This window comes from Aquimarina sp. AWH4_224 (assembly GCF_056160245.1).
Window position 1 is genome coordinate 56,457 of record NZ_JBSWWU010000006.1, and the last position, 14,786, is coordinate 71,242.

At 35.6% G+C, this 14,786-nt stretch carries 13 protein-coding genes; 11 read left to right on the top strand and 2 right to left on the bottom strand.

Annotation, left to right across the window (positions count from 1 at the left end):
* Positions 1 to 6: 6 nt before the first annotated feature.
* From tamL to accD, 3 genes are all read left to right on the top strand, one after another.
* Positions 7 to 2,586, top strand: coding sequence for a translocation and assembly module lipoprotein TamL (gene tamL, locus ACXAGJ_RS12815; protein ID WP_474840426.1), 2,580 nt, complete (start codon positions 7 to 9; stop codon positions 2,584 to 2,586).
* A gap of 255 nt (positions 2,587 to 2,841) precedes the next feature.
* Entirely contained in the window at positions 2,842 to 3,909 is a 1,068-nt protein-coding gene (gene fbaA, locus ACXAGJ_RS12820) for a class II fructose-bisphosphate aldolase (RefSeq protein WP_073321514.1), read from the top strand.
* Positions 3,910 to 3,973: 64 nt separating this feature from the next.
* Positions 3,974 to 4,831 (top strand): acetyl-CoA carboxylase, carboxyltransferase subunit beta, encoded by an 858-nt coding sequence (accD, locus tag ACXAGJ_RS12825; RefSeq protein ID WP_474840429.1) that lies wholly within the window; start codon positions 3,974 to 3,976, stop codon positions 4,829 to 4,831.
* Between the two features lie 62 nt (positions 4,832 to 4,893).
* Here the strand turns inward: accD and ACXAGJ_RS12830 are convergent, their stop codons facing one another.
* Positions 4,894 to 5,724, bottom strand: coding sequence for a hypothetical protein (locus tag ACXAGJ_RS12830; protein ID WP_474840431.1), 831 nt, complete (start codon positions 5,722 to 5,724; stop codon positions 4,894 to 4,896).
* A 165-nt stretch (positions 5,725 to 5,889) separates the two neighbouring features.
* Between ACXAGJ_RS12830 and rpsO the strand changes: the two genes are divergently transcribed.
* Positions 5,890 to 6,159, top strand: coding sequence for a 30S ribosomal protein S15 (rpsO, locus tag ACXAGJ_RS12835; protein ID WP_073321640.1), 270 nt, complete (start codon positions 5,890 to 5,892; stop codon positions 6,157 to 6,159).
* A gap of 230 nt (positions 6,160 to 6,389) precedes the next feature.
* Positions 6,390 to 8,561, top strand: coding sequence for a polyribonucleotide nucleotidyltransferase (locus ACXAGJ_RS12840; protein ID WP_474840433.1), 2,172 nt, complete (start codon positions 6,390 to 6,392; stop codon positions 8,559 to 8,561).
* 82 nt (positions 8,562 to 8,643) lie between these two features.
* On the opposite strand, the gene ACXAGJ_RS12845 is transcribed toward ACXAGJ_RS12840, so the two are convergent.
* Positions 8,644 to 9,039 carry a hypothetical protein gene (locus tag ACXAGJ_RS12845; protein WP_474840435.1) on the bottom strand — a complete coding sequence of 132 codons (396 nt, stop codon included), beginning with the start codon at positions 9,037 to 9,039 and terminating at the stop codon, positions 8,644 to 8,646.
* Between the two features lie 187 nt (positions 9,040 to 9,226).
* On the opposite strand from ACXAGJ_RS12845, the gene ACXAGJ_RS12850 reads away from it, so the two are divergent.
* From ACXAGJ_RS12850 to rpe, 6 genes are all read left to right on the top strand, one after another.
* Positions 9,227 to 10,453, top strand: coding sequence for a hypothetical protein (locus ACXAGJ_RS12850; protein WP_474840437.1), 1,227 nt, complete (start codon positions 9,227 to 9,229; stop codon positions 10,451 to 10,453).
* Positions 10,454 to 10,514: 61 nt separating this feature from the next.
* Positions 10,515 to 11,072 carry an RNA polymerase sigma factor gene (locus ACXAGJ_RS12855; RefSeq protein ID WP_474840439.1) on the top strand — a complete coding sequence of 186 codons (558 nt, stop codon included), beginning with the start codon at positions 10,515 to 10,517 and terminating at the stop codon, positions 11,070 to 11,072.
* A complete protein-coding gene (locus ACXAGJ_RS12860; RefSeq protein WP_474840441.1) occupies positions 11,062 to 12,369 on the top strand; it encodes a hypothetical protein in 1,308 nt (435 codons plus the stop codon). Before ACXAGJ_RS12855 ends, ACXAGJ_RS12860 begins: the two co-directional genes overlap by 11 nt.
* A 230-nt stretch (positions 12,370 to 12,599) precedes the next feature.
* Positions 12,600 to 13,463: a sigma-70 family RNA polymerase sigma factor gene (locus ACXAGJ_RS12865; RefSeq protein WP_027395748.1), complete on the top strand. Its 864-nt coding sequence runs from the start codon at positions 12,600 to 12,602 to the stop codon at positions 13,461 to 13,463.
* A 201-nt stretch (positions 13,464 to 13,664) separates the two neighbouring features.
* Positions 13,665 to 14,072, top strand: coding sequence for a BLUF domain-containing protein (locus tag ACXAGJ_RS12870; protein WP_474840444.1), 408 nt, complete (start codon positions 13,665 to 13,667; stop codon positions 14,070 to 14,072).
* A gap of 49 nt (positions 14,073 to 14,121) precedes the next feature.
* Positions 14,122 to 14,784, top strand: coding sequence for a ribulose-phosphate 3-epimerase (gene rpe / locus ACXAGJ_RS12875; RefSeq protein WP_474840446.1), 663 nt, complete (start codon positions 14,122 to 14,124; stop codon positions 14,782 to 14,784).
* The last annotated feature ends 2 nt before the right edge of the window (positions 14,785 to 14,786 follow it).

The window sequence follows — 14,786 nt, forward strand, 5'->3', positions numbered from 1 at the left end:
TAGGGATTGAAACACTTTCTGACAAAAATATTATTTATTACCCTAACCACAATCTTTTTAAGCTCATGTGATGCTGTAAAAAGAGTTCCGGAAAACGAATATCTATTAGAAAAAAATCTAATTTTTGTTGATAGTGTTAAATCTAAGGATCGAAAGTTAGAGAATCAACTGTTATTACAACCCAACACTCCGGTGGCTGGAATTCCTTTTCGACTTCATATTTACAATCTTGCCAGTGTAGATAGAGATTCCTCATACCAGGATTGGTTACATCGCAAACCAAAACGGGAGCAACGAATGATCAACTTCCTTTCAAAAAAACAAGTGGATCGCCTGGGCAAAGGATTAACCGGAATTAACGAGTGGATCAAAAAAACAGGAGAACCACCATCTATTTTGGACGAAGGCAAAATAAAAAGGTCGGAAAAAAGATTACAAGCCTACTACTGGAACAATGGTTGGTTCAATATTAAGACCGACTATAAAATTGATAAAAGTGAAGACAAAAGAGCTACGGTTTCTTACTACATCAAACCCAATGAACCCTATGTTATAGATTCTTTACACACCAAAATAGATTCAAAAGTAGCAGATTCTATCTATCAAATCCACAAAGACAAATCCACCATTGTATCCGGAAAGCAGTACAAAACACTTGATATCGAGTCAGAAAGAGAACGCCTTACCTCATTATATAGAAACTCTGGGCTGTTTCATTTTGAAAAAGAATTCATCAATTTTGATGCAGACACCGTAAATACTGATCATAAAGTAAATCTGAATTTAAATATTAAGGACAGACCTATCGTATTTGGTGATTCGGTAGCTAGAGTTCCTTTCAAAGTTCATAAGGTAAGTAAAGTGAATGTTTTCACTGATTATTCTTATCAAAATCGAAATAAGACTCCTCTAGACAGCACTTCATATAGAGGGTATAACATTTACGGATTTGATAAAATTAAGTACACCCGAAAAGCAATTGCCAATTCCATCCTTATCAATCCTGGAGAGGTTTTTAGAGATCGGGATCGTACAGCTACTTACAACCAGATTAACAACCTCAGAACCTTTAAATACCCAAACATTAGGTATGATATGGATCCCAATGATCCTTCGGGGACAGATTTGATTGCAAATATTTTACTTACCCCAAGAAAAAAGTATAGTACCAACGTCGAATTTGATGTATCCACCTCTACCATTCAGGCTTTCGGAATTGGATTTGGAGGTTCTCTTTTGATACGAAATGTTTTTGGAGGTGCAGAAATTCTTGAAATATCTGCTCGAGGTAGTATTGGTTCTTCTACCGAAGCTGTAGATGGAGGAGAACGTTTTTTCAATATTTCTGAAGTGGGGACCGATGTAAAACTCACTTTTCCAAAAATAGTATTCCCGTTCAAAACAACTAAGATTATCCCGAAAAGTATGACTCCTACTACCAACCTACTTTTTGGTATGAACGTGCAGCAAAATATTGGATTGGATAAGCAGAATGCTACAGGAATATTTAATTACCAATGGAAATCGAGCAAATTTGTGTCTAATCAATTGGACTTGGTCAACGTACAATATGTACGGAATCTAAATACCAATAATTACTTCAATATTTACAATACCTCATTTAACGAGCTGAATGATATAGCTAGAGATGTTTTGGATCCGGATTCTCCTTTATTCTTTCAACCCGATACCGGAACACCCGATATCAATGATGCGGTACTTCGTATTCCTGAAGGAGCTGATGGCTTTATCGACCAATCCTTGGGTGCAAATCCAGATGGTGACCTTTCTGCAAATCAAATTCAGGAAATTCAAAACATCAGTGAAAGACAAATTAGACTAACCGAAGACAACCTAATCTTTGGTTCTAGTTATACCTATTCTAGAAATAGTAAAGAAAATCTGTATGATGAAGATTTTTCGAGATTCAGAGGTAAAATCGAACTCGCAGGAAATGTGCTAAGCACAGTTTCCAATCTTGCCAGTTTGGACAAAAACAGCAATGACAGATTTGAAGTTTTTGGAGTAGAGTTTTCTCAATATGCTAAAACCGAATTGGATTACACCAAACATTGGGATTTGGGCAGAAAAAACATCATTGCTTTTAGGGCTTTTGGAGGAATTGCAATTCCTTTTGGAAACTCGAACAGTATTCCGTTTGCGCGAAGTTTTTTTGGAGGAGGCCCCAACGACAACAGAGCGTGGTTGGTGTATGATCTTGGGCCTGGTAGTACAGGAGGACGAAACGAATTTAATGAAGCGAATTTGAAAATTGCTACTAATCTCGAGTATAGATATAACATTTTAGGTTCGTTGAACGGGGCTTTATTCATCGATGCAGGTAATATTTGGAATGTTTTTGACAACGTAGAAGACGAAGATGCTGTTTTCTCTGATTTGGATGATATCCAGGAAATTGCTGTTGGAAGTGGCTTCGGTTTCAGATATGATTTTGAATTCTTTGTGATCCGATTAGATGTCGGCTTCAAAACCTTTAACCCCTCTGATGATGAGGACCAAAGATGGTTCAAAGGATATAACTTTAAAAATGCGGTTTACAACTTCGGAATTAACTATCCCTTCTAGTATATCCTAGTCGATATTTTATATATTTGTTTCGTTATCCTCCCCACTTCTGTGATCTCAAATACTGCTTTATCCTTTTAGCACTATTCAATTTGAAAAACGTAATAATATGCGCTATGCAAAGATTGTTTTATTCGTGTAGGATTCTACATAATTTTACTATTTTTGTAAGCTTAAAAACCAAAATTAGATAGTATATTTCACCATAGAATTTATGTCTAAGATCTGACAACTAAAAACTTTAAAAATTAACAGATGAATCACAACATCAAACCAGGAGTTGCAACAGGAGACGAAGTACAGGCTATTTTTAAGTATGCAAAAGAAAAATCATTTGCATTACCTGCCGTTAATGTAATTGGTTCGAACTCTATCAATGCTGTTTTGGAAACTGCTGCGGAAATCAACTCCCCTGTCATCATTCAATTTTCGAATGGTGGTGCACAATTTAACGCTGGTAAAGGTCTTTCTAACGAAGACCAAAAATCTGCTATCGCTGGTGCAGTAGCAGGTGCAAAGCATGTGCATCTTATGGCCGAAGCTTATGGAGTACCTGTAATTTTGCATACTGACCACTGTGCAAAGAAGCTACTTCCTTGGATCGACGGTTTACTAGATGCAGGAGAGCAATTCTACAAAGAAACCGGAAAACCTCTTTATAGTTCTCATATGATAGATCTTTCTGAAGAGCCTATCGAAGAGAATATCGAAATTTGTAAAGAGTACCTAGAGAGAATGAGCAAAATGGGAATGACTCTGGAAATCGAATTAGGAATTACTGGAGGTGAAGAAGATGGTGTTGACAATACCGATGTTGATGACTCTAAATTGTATACTCAACCAGAAGAAGTGGCTTATGCATATGAAGAGCTAAGCAAGGTAAGTGATAAGTTTACCGTTGCTGCTGCTTTTGGTAACGTACACGGGGTTTACAAACCTGGAAATGTAAAATTGACACCAAAAATCCTTAAGAACTCGCAAGAATTTATCTCAGAGAAATATGGAGTTGAGCATAACCACATCGACTTTGTATTTCATGGAGGAAGCGGTTCTACTCTTGAAGAAATCAGAGAAGCGATTGGATATGGTGTGATCAAAATGAATATTGATACAGATCTTCAGTTTGCATTCAACGAAGGGATTCGTGATTATATGACCGGTAAAATTGAGTACTTAAAAACTCAAATCGGTAATCCTGAAGGCGCAGAAGAACCAAATAAAAAATATTACGATCCCCGCAAATGGTTACGTGAAGGTGAAATTACTTTCAAAACCCGTCTTAAAAAGGCATTCGAGGATCTAAATAATGTAAACACATTATAATAGACTAGAAAACCAAGCTGAAACCCCGCCCTCTGGAGTTTCAGCTTTTTTAATATATAAATTTATGGCTTGGTTTAAGAGAACACAAAAAGGTATACAAACCGCGACCGAAGACAAAAAAGATGTTCCAAAGGGACTTTGGTACAAATCCCCCACGGGTAAAATCGTTGACGCAGAGCAACTTGAAAAAAACTTCTACGTAAGTCCTGAGGATGGATACCATGTTCGTATTGGAAGTAAAGAATATTTCGAAATTTTATTTGATGACAACAAGTTTAAAGAACTTGACAAAAATCTTTCTGCAAAGGACCCTCTTAAATTCGAAGACAAAAAGAAATATGTAGATCGTCTTAAAGAAGCTCAGGATAAAACGAATCTTAAGGATGCCGTTCGAACTGCAGTAGGAAAGTCAAATGGAAATGATTTGGTAATCGCTTGTATGGATTTCTCTTTTATTGGAGGATCTATGGGAAGTGTTGTTGGAGAAAAAATTGCAAGAGCGGCGGATCACTCCTTAAAACATAAAATTCCTTTTGTAATGATATCAAAATCTGGTGGCGCCAGAATGATGGAGGCTGCCTTGTCTTTGATGCAAATGGCAAAAACATCGGCAAAATTGGCACAGCTTGCAGATGCTGGTATTCCTTACATTTCTTTATGTACAGATCCGACTACCGGAGGAACCACAGCATCTTTTGCGATGTTGGGTGACATTAATATTGCAGAACCTGGTGCGCTTATCGGGTTTGCAGGACCTCGTGTAGTAAGAGACACCACAGGTAAAGAACTTCCTGAAGGTTTCCAAACGGCAGAATTTGTTTTGGAACACGGTTTCCTTGATTTCATAACACCTCGCCAGGAGTTAAAACAAAAGATCAACTTATATCTGGACTTGATTACCAATCGTCCATTATCAAACTAGTAAGCATAAGAAAGTGCCTTTTTGTACAAAAAGGCACTTTTCTACTCACTAATCAAAAAATTCTATAATCGAATTTCTCTCTCTTCTCCATCTGTATTGGTAAATACAGCCAAATTATCACACGCCCCATCACCATAATCCAGGGTTCCACTAAAATTAGTTCTTACTAAATCCACCGTTCCACTAACCAAAAATCGACAGCTTGCCTCTCTTCGTATCGGAGTTGTGATGGTTGTACTATGGGTATTACCATTTGCAAAATTGGTCTCCCATGCACCAGTAATTAAAAACACATTATCTCCCCAATTTCCATTCAACACTCCTTCTATCCATTCACGAGTCTTTGTTCCTGTTCTAGAAGCAACTGTTCCATCAGCAAAAGTTACTGTTAAATCCACATTCATAGTATATTGTGGATTACCTTCGTCATTCATTCGTTCTCTGGTAATTGTCTTCGAACCTTCGAATTGGGTATCATCTACAAAAAAGTCTTCCAGACTATAATTAATAATACGTACTCGGGCTTCCAAATCAATTTCGTAAGACATTAGCACTTTACCTTTAATAATACGGCCTCTTACCTCGCAACCTTCGGTTCCAAAATCAACTGTAATGTTCTTTGTCGTATCCGTCACCACTACTGTAATAGTAGCACAATCAGGAATAAACGGATGAACAGAGCTCTTAAAAGGGGTTGCTACCTCTTCGTACTCATAAATTTGTAAAAATGTATCGCTGATAAACTCTGCATTGGTATCAATTTTTGCAGTAAGTGCGGTTTCTTCAATGGTTAAGTCGCTAGTAGTGATATCTTCAGATTCATCCTGAGTACATCCTACAAATACTACAGAAAGGATTGCTACTAAACCAAATTTCAAGATGCTGTTTTTCATAATATTTAATTTTAACGTTACCATCCTAAGACTTAGATTTTTACAAAAGGTTTAACTCAATATTATTTTTTTTAATAAAAAGGATTACTTGATTAAAAAGTACTATATTTGCACGCTGATAGCAGAATGTTATCAATACATAAAAATCATTTAAATAATATTGGAATGTATCTAACAAAAGAAACTAAAGAAGAAATCTTCGCAAAACACGGTAAAGGAAAGAATGACAGTGGTTCTGCAGAAGGTCAGATTGCATTATTTACTTACAGAATTACTCATTTAACAGAACACTTAAAGAAAAATCGTAAAGATTTTAACACAGAGCGTTCTTTGGTAAAGCTAGTAGGTAAGCGTAGAGATTTACTTGACTATCTTAAGAAAAAAGATATCATGAGATATCGTGCAATCGTTAAAGAATTAGGATTAAGAAAATAAGAAAAAGAGAGGCTGCGCGCCTCTTTTTTTATTATATATATTTTTTAAAGAAAACCATTTATAGCAATATCTATAAATGTATGCCTTGGTTTTTCATTGGTCGCGCAATTACTACAACAACACAACCTTGTCCGTCCGAGTGAAGACGGAAAACCAATGTTTAATTAGGCCTATAACACATTTCAGAAAATGAAGTGAAATATGATATGGGCACGAATCAAAAACAAATTATGATTCCACAAGTTTATAAAGAGGTTATCTACCTAGGTGATGGAAGACAAATCACCCTCGAAACCGGAAAACTAGCAAAACAAGCTCACGGGTCTGTTGTTGTTCAAATGGGTAAGGCAATGCTACTTTGTACTGTTGTCTCTTCTTACGATCCTTCTCCAGTAGATTTTTTACCATTAACTGTTGATTATCGTGAAAAATTTGCCGCTGCCGGACGTTATCCTGGTGGTTTTTTCAAAAGAGAAGCTCGCCCAAGTACAGAAGAGATTCTTACCATGCGATTAGTAGACCGTGTGTTACGTCCGTTATTCCCTAAAGATTATCATTCTGAAACACAAGTCATGATACAGTTAATGTCTCATGATGAAGATGTAATGCCAGATGCTCTTGCAGGTTTGGCAGCCTCTACAGCGATCCAACTTTCTGACATCCCTTTTGAAACTCCTATTTCTGAGGTACGAGTAGCAAGAATCGATGGTGAGTTTGTCATCAACCCAAGTAGAGCACAATTAGAAAATGCCGATATCGATTTAATGGTAGGAGCATCTGCTGATTCTGTTGCCATGGTTGAAGGAGAAATGGACGAAGTTTCTGAGGAAGAAATGACAGAAGCTATTAAAGTTGCTCATGAAGCTATTAAAGTACAATGTGAAGCGCAAATTCGTCTAGCTGAAGCTGTTGGTAAAAAAGAGACCAGAGAATACGAGCCAGAAGCGCAAGACGAAGAATTAGAGAAAAAAATATACGAACAAGCGTATCAAAAGTGTTATGATGTTGCGAAGCAAGGTTCTTCTAAAAAAGAAAGAGGTTTAGCTTTTTCTGAAATAAAAGACGAAATCAAGGCACAGTATACAGAAGAAGAGCTTGAAGAAAAAGGAGATTTAATCTCTAAATATTTCGGAAAAGCTCATAAAGAAGCGGTAAGAAACCTAACACTGGATGAAGGTATTCGTCTTGATGGACGTGCTACTACAGATATCAGACCGATCTGGTGTGAAGTAGACTACTTACCTTCTACGCACGGTTCTTCTATCTTTACCAGAGGGGAAACTCAAGCATTAGCAACAGTAACTTTGGGTACATCAAGAGAAGCTAACGTAATTGATTTACCAACCCAACAAGGAGAAGAAACTTTCTACTTGCATTATAACTTCCCTCCTTTCTCTACTGGAGAAGCCAGACCATTAAGAGGTACATCCAGAAGAGAGGTAGGTCACGGAAACCTGGCACAACGTGCATTAAAAGGAATGATCCCTGAAGATTGTCCATATACAGTTCGTGTAGTATCTGAAGTATTAGAATCAAACGGTTCTTCTTCTATGGCTACCGTATGTTCTGGAACTATGGCATTAATGGATGCTGGTATTAAGATTAAAAAGCCAGTATCAGGTATCGCGATGGGATTGATCTCTGATGGAGATAAATATGCGGTATTATCGGATATTTTGGGAGATGAAGATCACCTGGGTGATATGGACTTCAAAGTAACAGGTACTGCTGATGGTATTACTGCTTGTCAAATGGACATCAAGATCAAAGGACTTTCTTACGAAATCCTAGTAAAAGCTTTAAAACAAGCTCGTGATGGCCGTTTACATATTTTGGAAAAACTGACTGATACTATTGAGACTCCGAATGAATCTGTTAAGGCTCATGCACCGAAGATGGTGAAAATCACTATTCCAGAATCATACATTGGAGCAGTTATTGGGCCTAGCGGTAAAGTGATCCAGGAGATGCAGAAAGAAACAGGTACTACTATCGTAATCGAGGAAGATGGAGAGCATGGAATTGTTGAAATCTTGGGTGTAGAACAAGAAGCTATCGATACTGTAATTAGAAAAATCGAAGCGATTACTTTCAAACCTGAAGTAGGAAGTGTTTATGAAGTAAAAGTGATTAAGATTTTGGATTTTGGTGCTGTAGTAGAGTATACCGATGCTCCAGGAAACGAAGTTTTACTACACATCTCTGAACTAGCTTGGGAACGTACAAATAATGTTACCGATGTAGTGAATATAGGAGATGTTATCGATGTTAAATACTTTGGTATTGATCCAAAAACAAGAAAAGAAAAGGTTTCTAGAAAAGCACTTTTACAACGTCCTCCTAGACCAGAAGGAAAACCTAAAGGTGATAGAAAACCTCAACATAATAAGAAACAAGATTAAATTTCTTACGTTAATACTTAAAAAAGCCTTCTCGATCGAGAAGGCTTTTTTGTTTCATATTTACTATACATTTTTACGATCGTTATTGAATACCATATCCAAGAAAGGCTAATCCAACTCCGGTTGCTACATAAGATACGGGAAGTACTACAAAAGTTTTAAAGGGAGAAAACTTCAATCTTCTCAACTCCTGTATATCAGAAAACAGCACTTCCTGTTTTTGTTTATCAAACGTAACCACAATTATTCCGGTTTGCGTTTTATCCACGATAGTTACTCTTTTCTTAGACCATTCTTTGGTAGTAATTTTATATTTTTTGTTAAGGCTTATATCTTGATAAGCTTCATCCCCCATCTTTTTATAGGTATAACAACTAGAAAACAGCAAACAAAAAATAAATAATAAAGGAATTATTCTTGCCATAGGACTCCCAATCCTACCCAAGAACTTTGTAGATAATTTGTGTAATTTTCTCATAATTTAAAATTGTTTAGGCATTTAAATATAGACATTTAACCTTCTCCAACAAAAAACAACTCATTAATAATAAGACACTTAACAAATTAATAAAGGTTTTATCTTACCAAAATCAAAAGAAATTCATAACCCACGCAACCTTTTGAAAACCTCATGTCTATATAGATGTAAAATCAAAAATTAGGCAATGAAAAAAATAAGTTATATCGCACTAGCCTTATTATTCTGGACTTGTACAACAGAAAATGAAGCAATAGCACCAGAAACAAATAATGATGCACTTCTTAAATTATTTGTAGAAGACGGAACCACTTCAGATAGTAATAGAATATTTTATATGGTAAAAGGAGAAAATGGTGAACATCTGGCGTCCGGAGAACTTTTTAACCTCGATGAAATTGAATTAGTCACTGGTTCTTACTCTGGGGATAATATAGCCATTAGCATTTTAAGGTATCGACAGCTAAGTAGTGAAGTTTCTATTATCACCTATTTAGATGTCCCAAAAAATAAATCTATTATCCTAGATGATCCCTTTACTCCTTTTCCACAATCCAGAACACAACTTCAACTGGGTAATTTCCCCTCTAATTTTGAAGAAATTGTTATCGCACAATCTGGTCGTTATTCTCCTGTAGATTTCATTTTTGAAGAGAACTTTTCATATTCATTTTTTGAGAGCACTCCAGAAATTGTGATCACTTCATTATTAAAAAATGAAACACCAACATATCAAACACTAGTGTTAGACCCCAACACACAATATAACATCAATCTGAGTCAAAGTAAGGCTATGGAAACTTCTCACTCCATTAACGTTGCATTATCTTCTACAGAAGGTTTTGAATACACCACTACAATTAGTGGAATAGCAACTTTTAATGATACAATTAAAGAAAACAATTACCGTCTATATCAGGATCGAAACACAATAATATCGAACAATGAAATCCTTGTATATACTCCATCAATATTTGAAAATTTCAATTTAACCTTAAAAGCAACAAATCAAAACAACAGCTATATACAAACAACATATGGTGCAGTTCCTTCTAGTTTCGGTTTTATTAATCCAGAGGTTTCTATCAGCAATAATGATCTAAGTAACTTTGATATCTCTACCCAAAGCAATCAGGTATCCTATATTTTATCAAAATGGCATATAGAAAATACCATTGGTTTTTCCTGGAACATAGTTTCGCCGTCCACTGTAAAGGGTAAGTACAATCTTCAGGAATTACCAGAATCTATTGTAAATGAGATATCTTTACTACAGGATTTGAATACCGTTCAACTTAGTTCTGTAATAGCCACCAATACAGATGATCTTAATTATGATCTAAGCCTGGAACGTTTATTCAAATCGGATCAAACCAAAACTTTATTGAAATTAGCTAAAGAAATACATCTTTAATCCTTTATAGACGTGAAAGACATAAAAGCATAAAAACAAACATCTTAAACATCAGCATAGATTGGACTTAAAAAAGCTCATCAAAAAATGTCAAAAAAACAACCGAAATGCCCAGAGTGAACTCTTTCACTTATACAAGGATGTGCTTTTTTCTTTGAGTCTAAAATATTGTAAAAACTATGCTGAAGCTGAAGATAATTTACAGGATACCTTCATTACCATATTCAAAAAAATAAACCAATATAATTTTAAGGGGTCCTTTGATGGATGGGTAAAACGTATAGCTATTAATAAGGCTATTGATAAATATAAAAAGTCTAGCACACCTGCATTACAGATCGATGAAAACAGAGTTGCAGATACTACAATAGAGCCCAAAATGGTAGATTTTCGTTTGGATGAATTACTAGTTTTTATACAAGAATTACCTGATCAATACCGATTAGTGTTTAGTCTATACGAACTCGATAATTATTCACACAAAGAAATCGCTACAATGCTCAATATTTCAGAAGGCACATCAAAATCGAACCTTCATAGAGCTAAGGTGTTACTAAAAACAAAAATAACTGCTTTGCGAAATCCCCAAAAAAAAATTCTAGTACGTAATGAGCGATAAAAGAGATATAGGAAAAATTTTCAGCGAAAAGTTAAAAAACTTTGAAGCGGCTCCCAGTTCACTTAACTGGGAGGACATTGAAGCTGAATTACCTCCGCAGGGAAAATTTAGGATCCCATATTGGATCATTGCTTCAGGAGCGGTGTTAGTATTAGGCGCGACGATCTTTTTCTTTTATATATCGAGTGAAAAAAAACCTTTGAATCCTTCACCTGAACATCTTCAAATTGTACTACAAGAAGAAATTACAGATTGTAATGATCTTGTTTTGGAAACAGAAAACAACAATAAACAGTTCAACACTCCCACCGAAACCCGAAACAACATTAAAGTTTCCCAAACACCACCTAATACTACTACTTTTAATTCCTCAGCTACTAAAGCTGCAACGCCATTATCAAACGACCAAAAAATAGAGAAACCTGCAAACACCAACATAACTCAATACAAAACTAGCATCAACAATCATATTTCAAAAAATACCACAGAAACATCTTTAGGAAAAAGTTCCAACTCGGCAAATACAAATAACCAATATAATGTACTAAGTACAATTTTGGCTCAAGAATCAAAACTGGCATCTTACCATCTTAAGGGAGCATTGCTAACAGAGGATCAAATAGTTCCTATTGATACCATAAAAAGTGCTAAAACCTTTACTCCAAAATACAGTATTGGAATTCATTTAGCACCTACCTACCATCTCTCCCCAGATGGGTCTTTGATTAGTGATAATTTGGTTCAAAATTCGAATACAGGTGACATTGGTTTTGGATACGGCATTGTTTTCAATGCTGGTCTAAGTAAAAGACTTTCTTCAAGAATTGGTTACAACTATTTCTCAATCAAAAATGAAATTAAAGATATTACCCCTGTACAATTCCCATCAACAGTTCGAGACATTAATCCCAATGTCGATATTGATACTTTAGCAACCAACAGTAGCCTTTCACAAAGAATTAGTTTTCACGAAATATCCATGGAGCTAGGATATCTCTTTATAGACAAAAAGGTACAAGCTTCATTTATTGGAGGATTGAGTTTTGTAATTCAAAACAGCAGTGAAGTAAAACTCTCATCCCCTATGACCAATATTTCTCTTGGTAGCAACGACAAACTTCAAAAAACGAACTTTAGCATTAATTTTGGCACCAATTTCAAATATCCAATTTATAACAACATTTATTTGAACTTCACCCCACTAGTAAAATACCAATTGCAGGATGCGAGCCAAAACCGAACTTCTTACCAGCCATTATATATACAGTTACAAACCGGGTTTTCTTATCAATTCTAGAATTAAAAATTATAGCAGTACTACAAAATTGAAAAATAAATTTCTTTTTTCACATCCTTAAGATAAAGTGCAAAAGCCCTGTAAGTAAAGGGAAAAGTCAACGACTAAGCTTTTGATAATTGATGGGAAAAAATAAAAATTAAACATTTTTGTAACATTTATGTAACATATTACGTATAAGTAATAAAGGCCCTAAATTATTCATAAATCAAAATTTCAAGAGAACATAGATGAGACAGCTGAAAATTACGAAGCAGGTAACGAATCGTGAAACTGCATCGCTAGATAAGTATTTACAGGAAATTGGTAAGGTAGATTTGATTACTGCTGATGAAGAGGTGGAATTAGCACAACGTATCAAAGCTGGTGATGAGAGAGCACTTGAAAAATTAACAAAAGCCAATTTAAGATTCGTAGTATCTGTTGCTAAACAATATCAAAATCAAGGATTAACACTTCCTGACCTTATTAACGAAGGAAACCTTGGTCTTATCAAAGCTGCTAAGCGTTTTGATGAAACTCGTGGATTTAAATTTATTTCTTACGCGGTTTGGTGGATTCGTCAATCTATTCTACAAGCGTTGGCAGAGCAATCTCGTATTGTAAGATTGCCTTTGAATAAAATTGGATCTATCAATAAGATCAATAAGACCTATGCATTTTTGGAGCAATCACATGAGCGCCCACCGAGTGCAGAGGAAATTGCGAAGGAATTGGATATGACTATCAATGACGTAAAAGAATCAATGAAGAATTCTGGACGTCATGTAAGCATGGATGCACCATTGGTAGAAGGAGAAGATTCTAATCTTTATGATGTATTAAATTCTGGTGAATCTCCAAATCCTGATAGATCACTATTGCACGAATCACTTCGTACGGAGATTGAGCGTGCTTTGGAAACCTTAACACCTAGAGAAGCGGATGTAATTAGACTGTATTTCGGTCTTGGAGACCAGCATCCAATGACTCTAGAAGAAATTGGAGAGACGTTCGATTTAACACGTGAACGTGTCCGACAAATTAAAGAAAAAGCAATTCGTAGATTAAAACATACATCTAGAAGTAAAATATTAAAGACTTATTTAGGATAAATTCCTAAATTGCGGCTACAGACAGTTTTATAACATAACTGTTCGTTTTTTGATTGATGAATGACCTCCGGCTGATTACCGGAGGTTTTTTCTTTAAGTTATATTTAACGAATTATGTGAAATTTTCTAGAAAAAATGATATTACACCTAAACAATAGTTAAGAATATCGTAATTTAGAGGGTATCACAATTGCTCATACTATGAGGCATACTATATGCTATGTAAGTACCGTTAGCCCCGATGTATCCGACACCATGCTTTCGGAAATCATGGCGCACGTTAAACGGACCAATTCTCAATTAGACATTACCGGCATATTGATGCATTCTGAAGGAAACTTTTTTCAGGTTCTTGAAGGTGAAAAAGAAGTCATTCTCCCTTTATTTTACAAAATAAAAGAAGATCCCCGACACTACAATGTGATTAAAATACTGGATAAAGAAATCAACAATAGCACTTTTACGGAGTATCACTCTTCTTTTACTGTAATTTCTAGTCAAAGCAGCCATCAAGAACTACAACATTTTTTAAAAAGATTAAAAACCAATAACCCCGAACATTTTAAAAGCATATCGTATTTGACCCAAAAATTTATGAAGCTTTCCTAGGCTATAAATTGAAAGTTAAATAGTACTTTTGCGAAAAACAAACAATTTTATGGCTTCAAAACTTATTGCCCCATCTGTTCTGGCGGCGGACTTCGCAAATTTGCAACGAGATGTAGAAATGATCAATAATAGTGAAGCAGATTGGTTTCATATCGATATCATGGACGGCGTTTTTGTACCCAATATTTCTTTTGGGATGCCAGTGTTACGGGACATTGTAAAACATGCCAACAAAACAATTGATGTACACTTAATGATTGTAGAGCCAGATCGATACATCAAAACTTTTGCCGATCTTGGAAGCAATATCCTTACGGTACATTATGAAGCCTGTACACATCTTCATCGTACATTGCAAGCCATAAAAGCAGAAGGAATGCAAGCTGGTGTAGCGGTTAACCCTCATACCAATGTAAGTTTGCTTGAAGATACTATCAACGATATTGACTTGGTCTGCTTAATGAGTGTAAATCCAGGGTTTGGAGGGCAATCTTTTATAGAAAACACCTATAAAAAGGTAAAACAATTAAGAGAGATTATCGATAGAAATGGTGCCAACACCCGTATAGAAATAGATGGTGGGGTAACCAGCAAAAATGCTAAACAACTGGTAGAAGCTGGTGCAGATGTACTTGTAGCCGGAAGTTTTGTATTCAAAAGTGATAATCCCACTCAGACCATAAAAGAGCTCAAAGCAATTATCAAAACCTAAAT